We start from the raw sequence: 18100 nt of genomic DNA, 5'->3' as shown, positions 1-18100 counted from the left end.
AGCCCATGGGGGCACCCGCGAAAACCCGTCTTGCAGGGAGTAATGTCCCACCTGAGAAGACGATCACGAGGAAGGAATGCTCCATGCTTTCCCGCCTGTTTGCCCCCAAGGTCAAGGTCAGCGCGCACTGCGACCTGCCCTGCGGTGTGTACGACCCGGCCCAGGCCCGCATCGAGGCGGAGTCGGTGAAGGCCGTACAGGAAAAGATTGCCGCCAACGACGACCCGCACTTCCAGGCGCGTGCCACGGTCATCAAGGAGCAGCGCGCCGAGCTCGCGAAGCACCACGTCTCGGTGCTCTGGAGCGACTACTTCAAGCCCCCGCACTTCGAGAAGTACCCGGAGCTGCACCAGTTGGTCAACGACACCCTGAAGGCCCTCTCGGCCGCCAAGGCGTCGACCGACCCGGCCACCGGTCAGAAGGCTCTGGACTACATCGCCCAGATCGACAAGATCTTCTGGGAGACCAAGAAGGCTTGATCTCCGGCCAGGCCGTCTGACCCGCGATTCAGCGGGTCGCATCGCCTGCCTGTCCGCACCCGGTCCGCGGGGCGCCGAGAACGGCGTCCATGACGGTCCGGGTGCGGTCTTTTTTTCTCCGTGAGTCACCGTGCGGGTGTGTGGAAATCGGCGTACGGGCTTGAGTCTCCCGTAGGGGGAGAGCCGAAGGTGGGGTCATGGACGACGGCACCCTCTGCTCGATCGGTGAACTGGCCCGGCGCACCGGGCTGTCGGTGAAGACCATCCGGTTCTACTCCGATCGCGGCATCGTGGTGCCCACCGACCGCACCGCCGCCGGCCATCGCCGCTACGGCCCGGACGCCGTCGCGCGACTGGCACTCGTGCGGACGCTGCGCGAACTGGGACTCGGCCTCGACGCGATCCGGCAGGTCGTGGACCGCGAACTGACGCTCGGCGACGTCGCCGCGCAGCACGTCGCGGCGCTGGAGGCACAGATCGGCATCCTGCGCCTGCGGCGGGCGGTGCTGACGGCCGTGGCCAAGCGCAGCCCCACACCTGAGGAGATGGAACGCATGCACCGGCTGGCCCGACTCACCGAAGCCGAACGTCGACGCCTGACCGACGACTTCCTCGACACCGTCTTCACGGGTCTCGACGGCGGTCCCCGCCACGCCGGTGCCCGACGCTCCATGGCGCCCGAACTCCCCGACGACCCGACGGAGGAACAGCTCGAGGCGTGGGTGGAGTTGGCGGAACTGTCTCTGGACCCGGACTTCCGCGCCGGTGTGCGGCGTGGGGCCCAGGACCACGCGACCGACCTGTCCGACAGCGGCTCCGGGCGGCCGCGCCCCGACGTCGTCGCGCTCGCCCGTGACCATGCGAGGCCGGCCCTCTCCTGCGGAATCACCCCGCAATCGCCCCAGGCCGACCACGTTGTCGCAGCGCTCACCGCGGACTGCGCGCGCACCATGGGCCGTCCCGACGGCAGTGCACTGCGTCGATGGATGCTGCGGCGTCTGACGGCCGCGAACGATCCGCGCCGCGACCGGTACTTCCACCTGCTCGCCCTGGTCAACGGCTGGCCGGCCCCGGAACGCCTGACACCGGCGCTCGACTGGTCGGTCACGGCCCTTCGCCTGCGAACGGCTCGATGACGCGACGCCGCGCGGTGAAGGAACCGCGGGAGGAGCGGCAGACGTCTTCGAGACGATCAAGGTTGAGGAGTGCGCAGCGTGCGGATCTACATCACCGCGGACATGGAAGGCGTCACGGGACTCGTGGATGCCCAGGATGTCCAACCCGGCGGACGGGACTACGAGCGGGGACGGCAGGCGATGGCGGAGGACGTGAACGCAGCCGTCCGGGGTGCCCTCGCAGCGGGCGCCACCGACATCACCGTCAACGACGCGCACGGGCCCATGCGCAACCTGCTGCCGGACGCTCTGCACCCGGCTGCCCGCCTCATTCGCGGCAAGCCCAAGCAGATGGGCATGCTCGAAGGACTCGCCCCCGAGCACGACGCGGTGATCTGCGTCGGCTACCACTCGCGGGCCGGCGCGCTCGGCGTGCTGAGTCACAGCTTCATGGGTCATGAGATCGAGGACATCTGGCTGGACGGCCGGCCGGTGGGCGAGATCGGCCTGGCCCATGCCACCGCGGCGGCCCTCGGGGTGCCGGTGGCGGTCCTCACCGGTGACGACGGCGCCTGCACGGAGATGACGGAGTGGGACGCCTCCGTCACCACCGTGGCCGTGAAGTACGCGCACGACCGCTTCGCAGCGGAGCTGCGCCCGGCGGACGAAGCCAGAAGAGCGATCGAGGACGCCGTCGCCTCCAGCCTCTCCGCACCCCTGACGCCCCCTGCGGTCGCTTCGGCGGCCCCGTCCACCCTCACCGTCCGCTGGCAGTCGGCCTCCGTGGCCGCCACCCTCCTGGGAATTCCGGGGGTCACCTCGACAGACAGCCGAACCGTCCAGGCTCAAGGCGCACTGCCCGGCCTGTATCGGCTCTTCGGGGTGTGGATGCGGGTGGCGGCCTCGCTGACCAACCAACCGCCGTACTGCTGACCGCCATGCCGTCGGCTTCCCGGAGATGACAACCCCTCAATAGCCGGTGAATGAGACATTTGGGGCGATGTCACGAGCTCAAGGTTGCCTGCATTCCCGGTGATTGTGTTCACGCGGCGAACAGTGGCTGCGGGTGGTAACCGTCCCGTAGGTTCTGGCATGTCCATCCCCTCGGCCAATCTTCGAGGCGGGTGGGTTCACGGGGGAGTTTGAGCACCGCTCGGATCCCGTCTCGGCCTTCTCGGCCGAGGCGTGCGTCGGCGTGCTCCGAAGCAGCGGGCGTGTGGGGGACCACATCACCCGGCGGGTCGGCCCCCGCCGTACCGGATGTCGATCCCCCGGGAGAAACCCCTGCGCCGCCGCCCGCCCCTCTGGCCGATACCGCTGCTCTGGACGCTCGCCCTCGGCCTGTGGGGGCTGTCCCGGCACAACAGCGTGTGGCGGGACGAGGCCGCGACCTGGCAGGTGGCCCAGCGGTCCGCCGGCGACATCTGGCACATGCTGGGGCAGGTCGACGCCGTGCACGGGCTCTACTACCTGCTGATGCACGGCCTGTTCGAGTGCTTCGGGGCCGGTACCACCACGCTGCGGCTGCCCTCCGTGCTGGCCGCGGCGGTCGCGGCGGCCTGCGTCACCGTCATCGGCCAACGGCTGGCCGGGGTGTGGGCGGGCCTCGCCGCAGGGCTGGCGTTCGGGCTGCTTCCGGCCGTGCAGTTCCACCTCCAGGAGGGACGGCCGTACGCGCTGGTCACGGCCGGGGCGGCGCTGTCGACCCTGCTGCTGGTGACTGTCCTGCAGGAGCGTGGCCGAGCCGGGCACTGGGTGGCGTACGGGAGCACGGTCGCGCTGTGCGGGCTGCTCAACTGGCTCTCGCTGCTGATCCTGCCTGCCCATCTGGCGACCCTGCTCTGGACCCGGGCCCGGCGCGGGACCCGCGTGCGCTGGACGGTGGCCGCGACAGTCGCCGTCGCCGCCGTACTGCCGTTGATTTTGTTCAGCCGACGTCAGTCCAACCAGGTCTCCTGGATCCCGCCGCTCACCTGGCACATGCTGATCGGCCCGGCGATCCTGCTGGCGATCGGCGGGCTCGGGGCCCTGCTGGACCGGCCGCGAGCGGGCCGGCTGTCCGTCGCGGCCGTCGGGCTGCCACTGCTGGCGATACCCCAGCTCGGCCTCATCGGCCTGTCCCTGGTCCGACCCCTTTTCCTGGACCGCTACATCCTGTTCAGCCTGCTCGGCCTGGCGCTGCTGATCGGCACGGCGCTGGGCACGGCCGTACGGGCGATCCGACCGCGCTTCCCGAGAGCCTCGCTGTGGCTCGTCCCGGCGGTGGTCGCCGTCGCGATGGCGGCACTGTTGCCGCAGTCGCTGGCCAAGCGGTCCCCGGCCAGCCGGGTGGACGACGTCCTGGCGGTGGCGGCCGACGTACGGCGGCTGAAGGAGAACGGGGACGCGGTCGTGTTCATCCCCGCGGCCCGGCGCGACACCGCGCTGGTCTCCCCCGGACACTTCACCGGCCTGCGGGACGTCGCACTGGCGGAAGACCCGGTGGCGTCGGGGACGTTGAAGGGCGAGGAGGCGGATCCGGCCCGGATACGGTCGGCGATGCTGGCCCAGCGGCGCATACTGCTGGTCACCGACGCGCCCGACGTGGCCCGACCCCTGTCGAACCAGCGGGACAAGGTGAAGACCGCCGTGCTGGAGGAGCACTTCAGGGTGGTGGCGGACGAGCAGGTCCGCGGGCGGCGGGTGACTGTGTACGAGCGGCTCGGGCCGGAACGGCCGTAGGGCGGGCGGAGCCGAAGGCAGGCGCAGCCGAAGGCAGACGAAGGGGAAGGCAGGCGGAGGCGAAGGCAGGCGGAGGCGAAGGCAGGCGCAGCCCCAGGGCCCGGCCGACGCTCCGGCCGGGCCTTCGCTGCTGTCCGCGGGATCGGATCCCTCAGTGGAACTGCGGCACGATCAGATAGATCCCGTACGCCACCACCGCCGCGCAGGCGAGGAAGCACAGCCCGGCCTGTGCGGAGCCGAGGGTGGACGTGCCGCCCTCCTCGCGCGCCCCCTCGTGACGGGCCAGACCCAGCACGCCGAGGGCGAAGACGGCGACCACGGCCACCGTGACGGCGAGGCTCACCGCGGCGACCTGGCCGAGTGCGGTCCAGTCGAGGTTCATGGTGTGAACTCCCCTTTCCCAGAAACTCTCAGGAGACTTTCGGACGACTTTCGACTTTCGGGCGACCGCCGCGTCAGGCGGCCGTGCCGACCTGCTCCGGCTCCGCGCCGCGGACGGTGACCTCGTGGGTGTCGTTGACGTTGTGCGCGGACACCGGGTTGCGGCGGGAGACGAGCACGATGGCGGCGGCCACGGCGGCGCCGACCAGGGCGACCACGGCCGTACCGACGTTGCCGCCGTGCTTGACCGCGCTCGCCGAGACACCGCCCACCAGCGCGGCCGCGGGCAGGGTGACCAGCCAGGCCACGACCATGCGGCCGGCCACGCCCCAGCGGACCTCCGCCAGACGGCGGCCCAGGCCCGCGCCGAGGATGCTGCCGGAGGCGACCTGGGTGGTGGACAGGGCGAAGCCGAGGTGGGCCGAGGTGAGGATCACCGTCGTGGAGGCCGTCTCGGCGGCGAAGCCCTGCGGGGACTGAATCTCCGTCAGGCCCTTGCCCATCGTGCGGATGATCCGCCAGCCGCCGAGGTAGGTGCCGAGGCCGATCGCCAGACCGGCCGAGGCGATCACCCACAGGGGCGGGCCGGCGTCGTGGCCCAGCGCGCCGGCCGAGATCAGGGTCAGCGTGATGACGCCCATCGTCTTCTGCGCGTCGTTGGTGCCGTGGGCCAGCGAGACCAGCGAGGCCGAGGCGATCTGGCCGAGGCGGAATCCCTTGGTGACGGACTGCTTGCGGGCCCGAGAGGTGAGCTTGTACGCCAGGTACGTGGCCAGCAGCGCCGCGACCCCCGCCACGATCGGCGAGGCCACCGCCGGGATCAGCACCTTCTCGACAACCTTGTCAAAGTGCACGCCATGCGACCCCGCACCCACCCAGACGGCCCCGATCAGCCCGCCGAACAGCGCGTGCGACGAGCTGGACGGCAGCCCGACCAGCCAGGTGAGCAGATTCCACAGGATCGCCCCGACGAGACCGGCGAAGATCATGCCCGGTGAGACGAGTGTGTCGTCCACGATGCCACCGGAGATCGTCTTGGCGACCTCGGTGGACAGAAATGCGCCGATGACGTTCAGGACGCCACTGATGAGTACCGCTGCCCTCGGTTTGAGCGCCCCCGTGGCGATGGACGTGGCCATCGCGTTCGCCGTGTCGTGGAATCCATTGGTGAAGTCGAAAGCGAGGGCCGTCACGATGACGACCGCCACCAGGAACGTGATGTGGTCCATTCCCCAATGCAAACAAGCGCGGGCCAATATGCGGGGAACTGATGGCAAAGCGTGTCCCAGGAACCGGCGCGCGGTTGGTAAGGGTCCTGCAAAGCCGGCGTGGTGGACGCCGTACGAAATATGCCGGGCCCGCCACGCCTCGGCGGATCTACGATCGCCCGATGAGCATCCGCTGGACCTACGCCTTCATCGACCGCCCCGCCGGGTCCTTCGACCGGGCGCACACCTTCTGGACCGCGGTCACGGACACCCGGCTGTCCGAGTTCCGCGGTGAGCAGGGGGAGTTCGTGACGCTGCTGCCGGGCGACGGGGCCGACGCCTGCGTCAAGGCCCAGGGGGTCGACTCGGGCGGCGGCGGCGCGCATCTCGACTTCGCCGTGGACGACGTACCGGATTTCGTGAAGTCGGCGCTCCGGCTGGGCGCGGGCATCGCCGCCGAGCACGAGGGGTGGGCGGTACTGCGGTCGCCCGCCGGGCAGTTGTTCTGCGCCGTGCCCTGGCACGGGGAGTCGGCGCGGCCGCCCGTGGTGCGCGGGAGCCGGCTCGACCAGGTCTGCGTCGACGTACCGCCCTCGCTGTACGACGCCGAAGTCGCCTTCTGGAGCGCCCTGTTGGCCGACTGGGCGTCGGCGCCGGGCTCCCGCCCCGAGTTCCAGGTGCTGAAGCCGCCGCCCGGGCTGCCGATCCGCATCCTGCTCCAGCGGCTCGGCGAGGAGCGCCCCGCCTCCGCCCACCTGGACCTCGCCTGCGCGGACATCGCGGCGACCCGGACCCGGCACGAGGAGCTGGGCGCGGCCGTCGTCGCCCAGGGGGCCCACTGGACCGTGATGCGCGACCCCGCGGGCGGTACGTACTGCCTGACCGGCCGGGATCCGGAGACGGGGGGACTGGCCGGCTAGGGCCGGGTCCTGACGAAGCAGAGCGATTGGCCGTTCTCATCGGGCGTGGCCCTCGCGCACGCCGACTCCCAGCCCTCCGGAGGTGACGGCGTCGGACTGGCCTCCTCCCACCCGTACGGTCCGGAGGCTCGGCCGAGTCCCGCAACCACAGCGTCGCCCCGCCCGCGACGGCCACGGCGATCACCCACGCCACCACGAACCGCCGCCATAACCTGCGGCGACCCGTCACCGCCACGGCTCCACGGCCACCACCGCGTCCACCGGAATCGGCCCGTACACATGCGGGAACTCCTCGCCCCCGGGCTCCGGCGCCTCGTACTTCAGCGGCACGTCGAGCCGGGCCGGGTCCACGACCAGCACCACCAGTTCGTCGGGGCCGTCGTAGGAGCCGTACAGGAAGGACGCCACGGCGGGCAGTTGGGCGCGGGTCGAGCAGTGGACGAAGCCCTCCTCCCGGAGGGTGCGACCACGCGTCGACATCTCGTACGTGCCGTGCTCGCGGGCCGCGTCCCACAGGGAGCGCTCGGTGATGTGGAGGATGTGCGTCTGTTCGGGCATGGGCCCACGCTACGGCTTCAGCCGTGCCGCCCGCGCGTGCAAATAGCGCTGCTCCGGCAGGCTCAGGGTCTTCGCGGCGGCGGACTCGTAGGCGGCCCGGGCCTCGTCGTGGGCGCCCGACCGCTCCAGGAGGTGGCCGCGGACCGCGTCCAGGCGGTGCCCTGTACCCAACTCGTCCTCCAGCGCGGCCAGTTCGGCCAGTCCCGCGCGTGGGCCGCGGACCATGGCGACGGCGACCGCGCGGTTGAGGCGCTCGACGGGACCGGGGACGAGACGGACCAGGACGTCGTAGAGGCCGAGGATCTCCTGCCAGTCGGTGGCCCGCGCGCAGGGCGCCTCGTCGTGGACGGCGGCGATGGCGGCGCGCAGCTGGTACGGGCCGACGGGCCCCCGGGACAGGGCGCGGGTGACCAGCGCGACGCCCTCCTCGATCGCGGCCTTGTCCCAGCGGTCGCGGTCCTGTTCGTCGAGGGGGACGAGCTCGCCGTGCGGGCCGGTGCGCGTGTCGCGGCGGGCGTCGGTGAGCAGTATCAGGGCCAGCAGACCGGCCACCTCGCCGTCGCCGGGGAGGAGGCGGTGGACCTCGCGGGTCAGCCGGATCGCCTCACCGGCGAGGTCCCGGCGCTGGAGGCCGGCGCCCGAGGTCGCCGTATAGCCCTCGTTGAAGATCAGGTACAGGGTCTGCAGGACCGCGGGCAGCCGGTCCTCCCAGTTGTCGGGCCGTCCGAAGCGCACGCCGCGGACCTTCTGCTTGGCCCGGCTGATGCGCTGGGCCATCGTCGCCTCGGGCACGAGGTGGGCGCGGGCGATCTCGGCCGTGGTCAGACCGCCGACGGCGCGGAGGGTGAGGGCGATCTGGGCGGGCGGGGTCAGGGTCGGGTGGCAGCAGAGGAAGAGCAGGGTGAGGGTGTCGTCCTCGCGGGGAGCGCGCTCGGCTCCCGGCGGCGGGGCGGTGAAGGCGTCACGTGGTGTCAGCGCCGCGACCTTGTCCTCCCTGGCCCGGCGGGCCTCCTCGGCGCGCAGGGCGTCGGTCAGCCGACGTGCGGCGACCCTGATCAGCCAGCCGCGCGGGTTGTCCGGGACGCCGGTCCCCGGCCACTGCTCGGCCGCCGCGAGCAGGGCCTCCTGTACGGCGTCCTCGGCGGTGTCGAAATGGCCGTACCGCCGCACCAGCGCGCCGAGGACCTGCGGCGCGTGGCGGCGCAGCAGGTCCTCGGTCTCGGGTGTGGCGCTCATCTACGACTCGGAGGTCTCCGGTTCTACTGCTCTGGCGTCCGAGGTGTACGGCTCAGACGTCCCCGGCGCCGTCGTCGATGGGCCGGATCACCACGGGGTACTCGGGGGCACCCGCGGGCTGGGGGCAGCGCAGGACGCGCTCGGCGATCTCGGTGACCCGCTCCAGGCTCGCGCAGTCCAGCACCCAGAAGCCGGCCAGTAGCTCCTTGGTCTCACTGTACGGCCCGTCGGTGATCACTGCCTTGCCGTCGTCGCCCAGCGTGACGTGCCGGCCCTTCGCGGGCTCGGCCAGACCGTGCCCGTCGACCATCTCGCCGGTCTCGGCGAGGTCGTCGTTGATGGCCTGCATGTGGGCGTACATCGCCTGGACGTCCTCCTGGCTCCAGGCCACGGAGTGCTCGGACGCCTTGCCCTGCATCGCCTCGTAGTCCGCCTGCGTGCCCTGCACCATGACCAGGTACTTCATGACTGAACTCCTTCGGTTTCCGTCGGCTCGCCACCCTCGTGGGCGGCTTTCACAGGGGACGTCGGAGCCGGACGGAGATTCTCGACACAGGGCTCGGGAATTCTTCGGCTAGGAATTCTGCGCGGTGGGTGTGCCGGGTGAGCCGGTCTGCTCGCGCTTCGGCTCGTGCCTCGGCTCGCGCTTCTCCTCGTGCTCGGCGCCTTCCTCGGCGTACTCCTCGCACTCGGGGTTCCGGCAGGGGCCGGCCACCCAGGTGGGGACCCATGCGCCCAGCGTCTTGTGGCGCCGGACGACCGTATCGACGGGCTGTCCGCAGGCGGGACAGACGTGCTCTTCGCTGCCCATGTCCTCAGAGTAGGGCGGGAGACCGCTCAGCGCTTCCTGCTGTACGTACGAACCACGACGCCGTTGCCGAAGGTCCGCACACCGTCGAGAGCGAACTCCGTGACGGCGAATTCCGAGCCGAACATCGGCATGCCCGTGCCGTACACGATGGGGTAGGTCTTGATGACGAGCTCGTCGATCTCGTCGAGCAGCGCGCCGGCGAGCTGCGAGCCGCCGCACAGGTAGATACCCAGCTCGCCCTGTTCCGCCTTGAGTTCGCGGACCTTGCCGAGCAGGTCGTCCGAGACGATCTCGACCTGCGGGTCGGGCGACTCGGCCAGGGTGCGCGAGGCTACGTACTGGCGCAGATGGGCGTACGGGCTGGTGATGCCCTCCTTCAGGGCCAGGTCGTAGCTGCCCCGGCCCTGGACGATGGTGTCGAACCGCCTGTTGGCCAGGTCGTCGCAGCCGAGGGCACGGCGGCCGTGCGTCGCGATGGTCTCCGGGTGCTCCGCCTTGAGGAACTCCAGGAACTCCGCGTCGAGGAAGGCGAACATCGCCGACGCGTCGCCGCTCGGGTCGCCGATGAAGCCGTCGATCGAACAGGCGATGAAGTACGTGAGCTTTCGCAAGCCGGTCTCTTTCCGTAGGCTGGTCAACCACTCCGGTTGCAGTGCTTCAGTTGTAGTACTTCGCTTGTAGTGGTTGCAAGGGTATTTCCAGGACCGGGTGAAAGTGAGAGAGGGGATTCCGAATGGCGGGCAATCCGGAGCGCAGGGCCGCCCTCGTCGACGCGGGCGTCGAGGTGCTCGCCCGTCAGGGGGCGCGGGGACTGACGTTCCGTGCGGTGGACGCCGAGGCAGGGGTGCCGGTCGGCACCGCCTCCAACTACTTCACCGGGCGCGACGACCTGCTCCGCCAGATCGACGCCCGGCTGCACGTCCGGCTCGCGCCCGACCCGGACGTACTGGCCGGGCTGCTGACGAGACCGAAGGACCGCTCGCTGGTCACGGCGTTCATGCACGACCTGATGGCCCGCGCGACCCGCGACCGCACGGGTTATCTGGCCCTGCTGGAGATGCGCCTGGAGGCCACCCGGCGCCCCGAACTGCGCGCCTCCTTCACCAAGTCGGTGCGCGGCGACCTCGAGTACGGCATGGAGTTCCACCGGGACGCCGGGCTGCCCGGCGGCGACGAGACCGTCACCGTGCTCTATCTCGCGATGCTCGGGCTGATCCTGGAGCACCTGACCCTGCCGGGCGTGCTGGACGGCGTCCTGCCCGGGGTGGGTGTGCCGGAGGGACTGGTCGAGCGGATCGTGGCGACGGTCGTACCGGAGGGGTAGAGGGGGCGGCGCGGCGGGGCGGTGTGGTGGGGGCGGTGACTCAGCCGCGCGGTTCCCGCCACATCGGCCACATGCGGGGGCCCTCCGGGAGGTCGAGGGGACGGCCCTTGAGGTCGAAGCCGAGGCGCTCGTACAGCTTCCGGCTGCGGGCGTTGCTCGCCTCCAGGTAGGCGGGCAGGCCGTCCCGGTCGCAGCGGTCGAGGGCCGAGGTGATGAGGGCGGTGCCGAGGCCCTGGCCCTGGTGCTCGGGGGCGACGGCGATCATCCACAGGTAGGCGTGAGCGGCGCCGGAGGGGTGGATGCCGGCGGTGAGCCGGGCGATCTGCTCCACCCGCTCGTTGTCCGGATCGACCTCGGCGCGCAGTCGGGCGGGGCCTTCGTCGTCGGCGTGCTCGGGATCGAGTCCGTGGTCCTGCGCCGGTATGGACAACCACAGCGCGCAGGCCGTGCCGTCCTCGGTGACGTCGATACGGCCGTCGTCGAGCACGATGTCGGTGAACGCGGCCATGAGCCCGGGGTGCCTGATACGGCGGCGCTCCGCACCCGGGAACACCCAGCCGCTGACCGGATCGTCCTGGAAGGCCGCGTCCAGCAGCCGCACCACCAGCTCCCGGTCCCCCTCGCCCGCCGTCCGGATCGCCACGCCCATGTACACCCGCCCCTTCGCGTCAACCGGCCTTGATCGTAGGGGGATTGGCGCGTCGGCGCCGTCCGCGGACCCGGTTTTGTCGAGATCTGGCCGGTGGGCGGGACGGTGCGGTGCGATGCGGTGCACGAGAACGGGCCCCGCACACCGTGGGGATGTGCGGGACCCGCCGGCCCGGAGCCCTTCGGCGGCCGTACGGGGTCAGGAACCGTACGGCCCCGGGGGGCCCGGGGGTCTGGACGACCGTCGGCCGCGTGGCCTTGGGTCTTGTGCCGTCAGCCGCGTGGCCTTGGGTCTTGCGGCCGTCAGCCGCGTGGCTTCGGGTCTTGCGGCCGTCAGTCGCCGCGGCTTCAGGTCTCGCGGCCGTCGGCCGCCGTGGCCTTGGTCGTCGACCGTCAGTCGCCGCCTTGCTCTTACGGCCGCAGGTGCCGGGAGCTGTCCGGCGCCGTGGCCTCGATCAACGATCAGTGCGGTCGTCGGCTGCGGCTGCGGCTGCGGCTGCCGCTCAGTTGCTCCGTCGGGTCACGAACTCCGCCAGGGACAGCAGTCCGCCCGCCTCCTCCGGGTCGGGGACCGCGCGGGCCAGTTCCTGCATGGCGCGGGCCATCCGGTCGGCGGCCTGGGCCTGTGCCCAGTCGCGTCCACCCGCTCGCTCGACGGCGAGCGCGGTCCGTGCGACGCCCTCCTCGTCCTCGCCGTCGTACGGCACTGCGTACAGCGCGGCCAGTTCCGCCGCCGCCGGACCACCGGAGGTCAGCGCGGCGACGACCGGCAGGGACTTCTTGCGGGCGGCGAGATCCGCGCCGGCCGGCTTGCCGGTGTGGCTCGGGTCGCCCCATATACCGATCACGTCGTCGATGAGCTGGAAGGCGAGCCCGGCCTCACGGCCGAACGCGTCCAACGCCGCCACGTCCTCGTCCGCCGCCCCCGCGTACAGCGCCCCGAGGGCACAGGCGCACCCCAGCAGGGCACCTGTCTTGGCCTCGGCCATGGCAAGAACGTCGTCGAGGGCGACGTCGCCGGGGCCCCGCTTCTCCATCGCCGTGTCCGCGTGCTGGCCGGCGCACAGTTCGACGACGCAGTCCGCGAGCCGGGCGGCGGCCGCCGCGGACGCCGGGTTCGTGTCCTGGGCGAGCAGTCGCAGGGCCAGCGCCTGGAGAGCGTCCCCGGCGAGGATCGCGTCGGCGTCGCCGAACACGGTCCATGCGGTGGGCCGGTGCCGACGAGTGGTGTCCCGGTCCATCAGGTCGTCGTGCAACAGCGTGAAGTTGTGGACCAGTTCCACCGCGACGGCCGCCGGTACGGCCGACGCCCGCGCGGGCGGTCCGCCGAGCGCTGCGGCCGCGGTGAGGACGAGTGCGGGCCGGATCGCCTTGCCCGCGTTGCCCGCCGCCGGAGTGCCGTCCGCGTGCTCCCAGCCGAAGTGGTAGCGCGCGATCCGGCGCATGGAACCCGGCAACGAATCGACCGCGGCGCGCAGTTCGGGGTCGACCGACGCCCGGACCCGCTCCAGGATCACCGCCGCCTCGGGCCCGTCGAGCGGACCGGTCACGCTGGTGCGCCGCGTCGTTCGCGTCGTCGACTCGGCCATGGGATCCCCCTCGGAGAGTCCGCGGACGGTGGCGCTTCCGCTGCGGCTGGGCGCATACGACGGGGGTCTACCCGCCCTTCCCCGCGGGGACACGGCCTCCAGGTGCGGAAACGTCACCTCCAGCGCCCGATCTCGACGTTCTCCAGCACACCGAGGGCGTCCGGCACCAGAACCGCGGCCGAGTAGTAGGCCGTCACCAGGTACTTGATGATGGCCTGTTCGTTGATGCCCATGAACCGGCAGGACAGGCTCGGCTCGATCTCGTCCGGGATGCCCGCCTGCTGCAGCCCGATGACGCCCTGCTCCGCCTCGCCCGTACGCATGGCGATGATCGAGGTCGTACGGGCCTCGGTGACCGGGATCTTGTTGCACGGGTAGATCGGCACGCCGCGCCAGGTGGGGATGCGGTTGCCGGCGATCTCGATGGTCTCGGGGACGAGTCCGCGCTTGTTCAGCTCGCGGCCGAACGCGGCGATCGCGCGCGGGTGGGCGAGGAACAGCTTGGTACCGCGCCGCCGGCAGAGCAGTTCGTCCATGTCGTCGGGGCTGGGCACGCCGTCGTGCGGCTGGAGCCGCTGGTCGTACTCGCAGTTGTTGAGGAGCCCGAACTCGCGGTTGTTGATGAGCTCGTGCTCCTGCCGCTCCTTCAGGGCCTCCACGGTCAGCCGGAGCTGCTGCTCGGTCTGGTTCATCGGCTGGTTGTAGAGGTCGGCCACGCGCGTGTGGATGCGCAGTACGGTCTGGGCGACGCTCAGTTCGTACTCGCGGGGCCTGGCCTCGTAGTCGACGAAGGTGTGCGGGATGTCGGGCTCGCCGCTGTGGCCGGCGGCGAGGTCGATCTCCTTCTCGCCGTACTTGTTGGTGCGCTGCTCGGGGATGGCCCGCAGACTTTCGAGATGCGCCCGCAGGGAGTCGGCGCGCTCCGCGATCCGCTCGACGTCCTGGCGGGGCAGGACGAGCACCGTGCAGGCGGTGACCGCGCGGACCGTGTACTCCCAGATGGCGTCGGAGTCGAGCAACGACTGCTCACCGAGGTAGGCGCCGTCGGCGAGGACGCCCAGGGACTCGTCCTCCCCATAGGGCCCCGTGCCTAGCTTCTCCACCCTGCCGTGCGCCAGCAGGTACACCTCGTCGGTCTGGCTGCCGAACGAGGCGATCACGGCACCCGCCGCAAACTCGCGCTGCTGGCAGCGCTGGGCGAGCTCCGACAGCACGTCCTCGTCCTCGTAGGACCGCAGCGCCGGCAGTTCGGTCAGCTCTGCGGGGATCACCTCGACGCGGTCGCCGGTCTTCACGAACGTGATGCGTCCGTCCCCAACGGCGTAGGTCAGACGCCGGTTCACGCGGTACGTGCCGCCCTGAACGTTCACCCATGGCAGGGTGCGCAGCAGCCAGCGGGAGCTGATCTCCTGCATCTGGGGTGCGGACTTGGTCGTGGTGGCCAGGTTCCGCGCGGCCGCAGTGCCGAGACTCTGCTGCGGCTTGCCCTGCTCCGTGCGGACCTCTTCGCCTACCGACATAAGGAATTGCCCTCCCGGTCATGCCCCGGCACCGATCTGGCGCCGCGCATCGCGATCTGCGGTACGAGCCTTTCATCACGGAGTGTGTCTGTGCTATTACCCGAAAGAGCGGGAATGGATCACCGGGCCACTGGGCAAATAGGGGCCGCCTGTCCAGTCGTGTCGTGGCCGCCACCGACCTCCACCTGGCCAAAACGGCTCGCACGCCGTGCGATTCGAGGAGTCGTTTCCTGCCGTTTTCGGTAAGGGGTGGGTACGGGGCGGCTGCGCGAGGCGGCCGACGCACGGTGCGAAGGAGGCGGTCATGGCCTCACCCATGCCCGCGAGCAGATTCCTGGAGAGACTTGGGGCCGAAGGTGTCACTGTCGTCGAAGTCGGCGACTGGGAGCACCACAATCGCAATCATGTGGGCCCTTGGGGTCCTGTCCACGGCGTGATGATCCATCACACCGTGACCAAGGGCAGCGCGCACACGGTGGAGCTCTGCCGCAACGGCTACGAGGGGTTGCCGGGGCCGCTGTGCCACGGTGTGATCACCAAGGACGGCCGGGTCCACCTGGTCGGCTACGGCCGTGCCAACCACGCCGGTCTCGGCGACGACGACGTCCTGCGCGCGGTCATCGCGGAGAAGGCGCTGCCGCCCGACAACGAGGCGAACACCGACGGCAATCGGCACTTCTACGGCTTCGAGTGCGAGAACCTGGGGGACGGCCAGGATCCTTGGCCGGAGCCGCAGCTGGACGCGATCGAGCGGGTCTCGGCGGCGATCTGCCGTCATCACGGGTGGACCGAGCGGTCGGTGATCGGGCATCTGGAGTGGCAGCCGGGGAAGGTGGATCCGCGGGGGTTCACCATGGCTTGGATGCGGGAGCGGATTCGGGAGCGGTTGAAGTAGGGCGGTGGGTGGGGTTACGCGGCATCCCCCGCGTAGGGCGCCGGGCGACAATGGGCAGGTGAACAGCCCCGACGCCGTGCCCGATCTCGCCGTCCTCCGTCCGCGGCTTCCCTCCCCCTTGCAGGAGGTGGCCGACCCGCGGTTCGGGCGTCGTGGTGTGCGGCTGTTTCTCAAGCGCGACGATCTGATCCACCCGGAGCTGATCGGCAACAAGTGGCGCAAGCTCGCGCCGAATCTGGCTGCTGCCGCGGGGCGCACCGTCGTCACCTTCGGTGGTGCCTACTCCAATCACCTGCGTGCCACCGCCGCCGCGGGGCGGCTTCTCGGGCTGTCCACGGTGGGGGTGGTGCGTGGTCAGGAGCTGGCCGACCGGGCGCTCAACGCGTCGCTCGCGCGGTGTGCGGCCGACGGTATGCGGCTGCATTTCGTCGACAGGTCGACGTATCGGCGCAAGTCCGAGCCGGAAACGCTGAGGACCGTTCTGCGCGGCATCGGCGCCGAGGACGCCTACGTCGTGCCCGAAGGCGGGAGCAATGCCCTTGCGGTACGGGGGTGCCAGGCGCTCGGTGAGGAGTTGCGCGGGCAGGCCGACGTGGTCGCGGTCGCCTGCGGTACGGGCGGGACGCTGGCGGGGCTCGCCGCCGGGCTCGAGCACGGTCAGCGGGCCTTGGGCGTGCCCGTCCTCAAGGGTGGCTTCCTGGCGGATGAGGTGCGGGGGCTGCAGGCCTCGGCGTTCGGGGGGCCTCGGGGTGAGTGGTGGCTGGACGAGCGGTTCCACTTCGGGGGGTATGCCCGGACGCCCCCCTCACTGGAGTCCTTTGCCGCGGACTTCGAGGAGCGGCACGGGGTGGCCGTCGAGCGTCTCTATGTCGCCAAGTTGTTGTACGGACTTGTCGTCCTTGCCGAGGAGGGGGCCTTCCCGCGCGGGACGGTGATCGCTGCCGTCGTCTCCGGGGCGCCGTTCAGCGGGTGACCGGGCCTCACTGGGCTTCCCGATAGGCCGCCGCCTCCTCCAGGTCCAGCCTGCGCAGGAGTGTTCGCAGCATCTCGTCGTCGATGTAGCGGCCGTCCCGCAACCTCACGAACACCGCCCGCTCGGCGCCGATCACCTCACGGGACAGCCGGCGGTAGGTGTCGTCGACGGACTCCCCGGTGAGGGGGTTGGCCTGGCCCAGGCGTTCCCAGACGGAGTTGCGGCGGCGTTCCAGGACCGCTCGCAGGCGGTCGGCGAGGGGTGCGGGCAGGGCGTTGGCTTCGTCGGAGAGGAGTTCCTCGAGGCGTCGTTCGGCTGCGCGGGAGGCCTGGGCCTGGGCGTTCGCCTCGGCGAGGGTCGCGGCCTGTGGGTCGGGGGTGGGGAGCTTCAGCACACGGATCAGGGGTGGCAGGGTCACGCCCTGGACGACGAGTGTGCCGATGACCGTCGTGAAGGTCAGGAAGAGGATGAGGTTGCGCTCGGGGAACGGCTCGCCGCCGTTCACCGTGAGCGGGATCGAGAAGGCGATGGCCAGTGAGACCACGCCCCGCATGCCGGCCCAGGAGATGATGAACGGGCCCTTCCAGGTCAGGTCCGCCTCGCGCTCGCGGATCCGCGCCGACAGCAGGTGCGGCAGGAAGGTCGCCGGGTAGACCCAGACGAAGCGCGAGACGACGACCACGGCGAAGACGGCGATGGCGTACCAGGCGGCGCGGCTGCCCTCGTACTCGCCGAGGCCCTTGAGGACCACCGGCAGTTGCAGTCCGATCAGCGCGAACACCGCCGACTCCAGCACGAACGCGACCATCCGCCACACCGCCTCCTCCTGGAGCCGGGTGGCGAAGTCGACCTCCCACGCGCGATGTCCCAGGAACAGCGCGACGACCACGACGGCCAGCACGCCGGACGCGTGTACCTGCTCTGCGGCGGCGTACGCGACGAACGGAATCAGCAGGGAGAGCGTGTTCTGCAGCAGCGCCTCCTTGAGGTGCGTGCGCAGCCAGTGGATCGGCACCATCAGCACCAGCCCCACGCCGATGCCGCCGACCGCCGCGAGCAGGAACTCGCCGATGCCGCCGGCCCAGGTGGCGCCCTCGCCTACGGCGGCCGCGAGGGCGACCCGGTAGGCGGTGATCGCGGTGGCGTCGTTCACCAGGGACTCGCCCTGCAGGATCGTGGTGATGTGGGACGGCAGGCCCACCCGGCGTGCGACCGCCGTCGCCGCGACCGCGTCCGGCGGCGCGACGACCGCACCCAGCACCAGCGCCGCCGTCAGCGGCAGTCCCGGGACGACGAGATACGCGATCCAGCCGACCGCGAAGGTCGCGAAGAGGACGTAGCCGACCGACAGCAGCATCACGGGCCTCAGCTGAGCCCGAAGATCGAGGTAGGAGCTGTCCGTCGCCGCGCTGTGCAGCAGCGGGGGCAGCACCAGGGGCAGGACGATGTGCGGGTCGAGGGTGTAGTCGGGCACGCCCGGCACCTGGGAGATCGCCAGTCCGGCGGCCACCAGCAGCAGGGGTGCAGGCACGGGCGTCCGCCGTGCCGCCGCGGCCACCACCGCGCTCCCCGCCACCAGCAACAACAGCGGCATCACATCCATGCGCCTCGCCCACCCATCACCGCTCGCCCGAGTCCGCGCCGCCCCACCGGCGACCCGTTCATGGTCTTCGCCCGCCGTCGTTCATGGTCGCCGCAGCCCGCCCTCGATTTTCCGCGCCC

At 71.1% G+C, this 18100-nt stretch carries 19 protein-coding genes; 8 read left to right on the top strand and 11 right to left on the bottom strand.

What is annotated here, in order from left to right; translation table 11 throughout:
• Positions 1-83: 83 nt before the first annotated feature.
• The 4 genes from sodN (at position 84) to ABD932_RS27265 (ending at position 4315) form a co-directional block, all read left to right on the top strand.
• On the top strand, positions 84-479 hold the full coding sequence (gene sodN, locus ABD932_RS27280) for a superoxide dismutase, Ni (RefSeq protein WP_059192389.1): 396 nt from the start codon (positions 84-86) through the stop codon (positions 477-479).
• 197 nt (positions 480-676) lie between these two features.
• A complete protein-coding gene (locus tag ABD932_RS27275; protein WP_345016226.1) occupies positions 677-1615 on the top strand; it encodes a MerR family transcriptional regulator in 939 nt (312 codons plus the stop codon).
• A gap of 78 nt (positions 1616-1693) precedes the next feature.
• On the top strand, positions 1694-2527 hold the full coding sequence (locus tag ABD932_RS27270) for a M55 family metallopeptidase (RefSeq protein WP_345016224.1): 834 nt from the start codon (positions 1694-1696) through the stop codon (positions 2525-2527).
• Between the two features lie 327 nt (positions 2528-2854).
• Positions 2855-4315, top strand: a complete 1461-nt coding sequence (locus ABD932_RS27265; RefSeq protein WP_345016222.1) for a glycosyltransferase family 39 protein — start codon at positions 2855-2857, stop codon at positions 4313-4315.
• A 151-nt stretch (positions 4316-4466) separates the two neighbouring features.
• On the opposite strand, the gene ABD932_RS27260 is transcribed toward ABD932_RS27265, so the two are convergent.
• Together ABD932_RS27260 and ABD932_RS27255 are read right to left on the bottom strand one after the other, a co-directional pair.
• Positions 4467-4697, bottom strand: coding sequence for a hypothetical protein (locus ABD932_RS27260; RefSeq protein WP_250089171.1), 231 nt, complete (start codon positions 4695-4697; stop codon positions 4467-4469).
• Between the two features lie 73 nt (positions 4698-4770).
• On the bottom strand, positions 4771-5925 hold the full coding sequence (locus ABD932_RS27255; protein ID WP_345016218.1) for an inorganic phosphate transporter: 1155 nt from the start codon (positions 5923-5925) through the stop codon (positions 4771-4773).
• 161 nt (positions 5926-6086) lie between these two features.
• On the opposite strand from ABD932_RS27255, the gene ABD932_RS27250 reads away from it, so the two are divergent.
• Complete coding sequence (locus ABD932_RS27250) at positions 6087-6824, top strand: VOC family protein (RefSeq protein ID WP_345016216.1); 738 nt, start codon at positions 6087-6089, stop codon at positions 6822-6824.
• Positions 6825-7049: 225 nt separating this feature from the next.
• Here the strand turns inward: ABD932_RS27250 and ABD932_RS27245 are convergent, their stop codons facing one another.
• The 5 genes from ABD932_RS27245 to ABD932_RS27225 all read right to left on the bottom strand — a co-directional run bounded on the left by ABD932_RS27245 (position 7050) and on the right by ABD932_RS27225 (position 10040).
• A complete protein-coding gene (locus ABD932_RS27245) occupies positions 7050-7382 on the bottom strand; it encodes a DUF952 domain-containing protein (RefSeq protein WP_345016214.1) in 333 nt (110 codons plus the stop codon).
• A 9-nt stretch (positions 7383-7391) separates the two neighbouring features.
• Positions 7392-8618 carry an RNA polymerase sigma factor gene (locus ABD932_RS27240; protein ID WP_345016212.1) on the bottom strand — a complete coding sequence of 409 codons (1227 nt, stop codon included), beginning with the start codon at positions 8616-8618 and terminating at the stop codon, positions 7392-7394.
• A gap of 52 nt (positions 8619-8670) precedes the next feature.
• Positions 8671-9084, bottom strand: coding sequence for a YciI family protein (locus ABD932_RS27235; protein ID WP_345016209.1), 414 nt, complete (start codon positions 9082-9084; stop codon positions 8671-8673).
• 108 nt (positions 9085-9192) lie between these two features.
• Positions 9193-9429 carry a hypothetical protein gene (locus ABD932_RS27230; RefSeq protein WP_345016207.1) on the bottom strand — a complete coding sequence of 79 codons (237 nt, stop codon included), beginning with the start codon at positions 9427-9429 and terminating at the stop codon, positions 9193-9195.
• A gap of 26 nt (positions 9430-9455) precedes the next feature.
• Entirely contained in the window at positions 9456-10040 is a 585-nt protein-coding gene (locus tag ABD932_RS27225; RefSeq protein ID WP_345016205.1) for a dihydrofolate reductase family protein, read from the bottom strand.
• A gap of 122 nt (positions 10041-10162) precedes the next feature.
• Here ABD932_RS27225 and ABD932_RS27220 point away from each other — a divergent pair, with 122 nt between their 5' ends.
• The gene (locus ABD932_RS27220) at positions 10163-10753 is read left to right on the top strand and encodes a TetR/AcrR family transcriptional regulator (RefSeq protein WP_345016203.1); all 591 of its coding nucleotides are present in this window, start codon (positions 10163-10165) and stop codon (positions 10751-10753) included.
• Positions 10754-10793: 40 nt separating this feature from the next.
• On the opposite strand, the gene ABD932_RS27215 is transcribed toward ABD932_RS27220, so the two are convergent.
• From ABD932_RS27215 to ABD932_RS27205, 3 genes are all read right to left on the bottom strand, one after another.
• Positions 10794-11402, bottom strand: coding sequence for a GNAT family N-acetyltransferase (locus ABD932_RS27215; RefSeq protein ID WP_345016201.1), 609 nt, complete (start codon positions 11400-11402; stop codon positions 10794-10796).
• A gap of 502 nt (positions 11403-11904) precedes the next feature.
• A complete protein-coding gene (locus tag ABD932_RS27210; RefSeq protein ID WP_345016198.1) occupies positions 11905-12990 on the bottom strand; it encodes a family 2 encapsulin nanocompartment cargo protein polyprenyl transferase in 1086 nt (361 codons plus the stop codon).
• A 113-nt stretch (positions 12991-13103) separates the two neighbouring features.
• Complete coding sequence (locus tag ABD932_RS27205; protein ID WP_345016196.1) at positions 13104-14510, bottom strand: family 2B encapsulin nanocompartment shell protein; 1407 nt, start codon at positions 14508-14510, stop codon at positions 13104-13106.
• 304 nt (positions 14511-14814) lie between these two features.
• On the opposite strand from ABD932_RS27205, the gene ABD932_RS27200 reads away from it, so the two are divergent.
• Complete coding sequence (locus ABD932_RS27200) at positions 14815-15405, top strand: N-acetylmuramoyl-L-alanine amidase (RefSeq protein WP_345016194.1); 591 nt, start codon at positions 14815-14817, stop codon at positions 15403-15405.
• Between the two features lie 58 nt (positions 15406-15463).
• Positions 15464-16378 (top strand): 1-aminocyclopropane-1-carboxylate deaminase/D-cysteine desulfhydrase, encoded by a 915-nt coding sequence (locus ABD932_RS27195; protein WP_345016192.1) that lies wholly within the window; start codon positions 15464-15466, stop codon positions 16376-16378.
• A 7-nt stretch (positions 16379-16385) separates the two neighbouring features.
• Here ABD932_RS27195 and ABD932_RS27190 read toward each other — a convergent pair whose 3' ends face one another.
• Positions 16386-17981, bottom strand: a complete 1596-nt coding sequence (locus ABD932_RS27190) for a Na+/H+ antiporter (protein WP_345016190.1) — start codon at positions 17979-17981, stop codon at positions 16386-16388.
• Positions 17982-18100 lie beyond the last annotated feature (119 nt).

Origin of the sequence: Streptomyces shaanxiensis, assembly GCF_039537145.1 — a bacterium.
In the GTDB taxonomy this organism is placed as follows: domain Bacteria; phylum Actinomycetota; class Actinomycetes; order Streptomycetales; family Streptomycetaceae; genus Streptomyces; species Streptomyces shaanxiensis.
Note: the sequence above shows the minus strand (reverse complement) of the source record. Positions and strands in the feature narration are given on the sequence as shown.

What these genes read in the sequence shown, in the direction of transcription:
- ABD932_RS27265 (WP_345016222.1), top strand. Translation starts at nt 2,855, where the DNA reads ATGTCGATCCCCCGGGAGAAACCCCTGCGCCGCCGCCCGCCCCTCTGG.
- ABD932_RS27250 (WP_345016216.1), top strand. Translation starts at nt 6,087, where the DNA reads ATGAGCATCCGCTGGACCTACGCCTTCATCGACCGCCCCGCCGGGTCC.
- ABD932_RS27260 (WP_250089171.1), bottom strand. Translation starts at nt 4,697, where the DNA reads ATGAACCTCGACTGGACCGCACTCGGCCAGGTCGCCGCGGTGAGCCTC.
- ABD932_RS27230 (WP_345016207.1), bottom strand. Translation starts at nt 9,429, where the DNA reads ATGGGCAGCGAAGAGCACGTCTGTCCCGCCTGCGGACAGCCCGTCGAT.
- ABD932_RS27275 (WP_345016226.1), top strand. Translation starts at nt 677, where the DNA reads ATGGACGACGGCACCCTCTGCTCGATCGGTGAACTGGCCCGGCGCACC.
- ABD932_RS27255 (WP_345016218.1), bottom strand. Translation starts at nt 5,925, where the DNA reads ATGGACCACATCACGTTCCTGGTGGCGGTCGTCATCGTGACGGCCCTC.
- ABD932_RS27200 (WP_345016194.1), top strand. Translation starts at nt 14,815, where the DNA reads ATGGCCTCACCCATGCCCGCGAGCAGATTCCTGGAGAGACTTGGGGCC.
- ABD932_RS27215 (WP_345016201.1), bottom strand. Translation starts at nt 11,402, where the DNA reads ATGGGCGTGGCGATCCGGACGGCGGGCGAGGGGGACCGGGAGCTGGTG.
- ABD932_RS27190 (WP_345016190.1), bottom strand. Translation starts at nt 17,981, where the DNA reads ATGGATGTGATGCCGCTGTTGTTGCTGGTGGCGGGGAGCGCGGTGGTG.
- ABD932_RS27240 (WP_345016212.1), bottom strand. Translation starts at nt 8,618, where the DNA reads ATGAGCGCCACACCCGAGACCGAGGACCTGCTGCGCCGCCACGCGCCG.
- ABD932_RS27220 (WP_345016203.1), top strand. Translation starts at nt 10,163, where the DNA reads ATGGCGGGCAATCCGGAGCGCAGGGCCGCCCTCGTCGACGCGGGCGTC.
- ABD932_RS27245 (WP_345016214.1), bottom strand. Translation starts at nt 7,382, where the DNA reads ATGCCCGAACAGACGCACATCCTCCACATCACCGAGCGCTCCCTGTGG.
- ABD932_RS27235 (WP_345016209.1), bottom strand. Translation starts at nt 9,084, where the DNA reads ATGAAGTACCTGGTCATGGTGCAGGGCACGCAGGCGGACTACGAGGCG.
- ABD932_RS27210 (WP_345016198.1), bottom strand. Translation starts at nt 12,990, where the DNA reads ATGGCCGAGTCGACGACGCGAACGACGCGGCGCACCAGCGTGACCGGT.
- sodN (WP_059192389.1), top strand. Translation starts at nt 84, where the DNA reads ATGCTTTCCCGCCTGTTTGCCCCCAAGGTCAAGGTCAGCGCGCACTGC.
- ABD932_RS27205 (WP_345016196.1), bottom strand. Translation starts at nt 14,510, where the DNA reads ATGTCGGTAGGCGAAGAGGTCCGCACGGAGCAGGGCAAGCCGCAGCAG.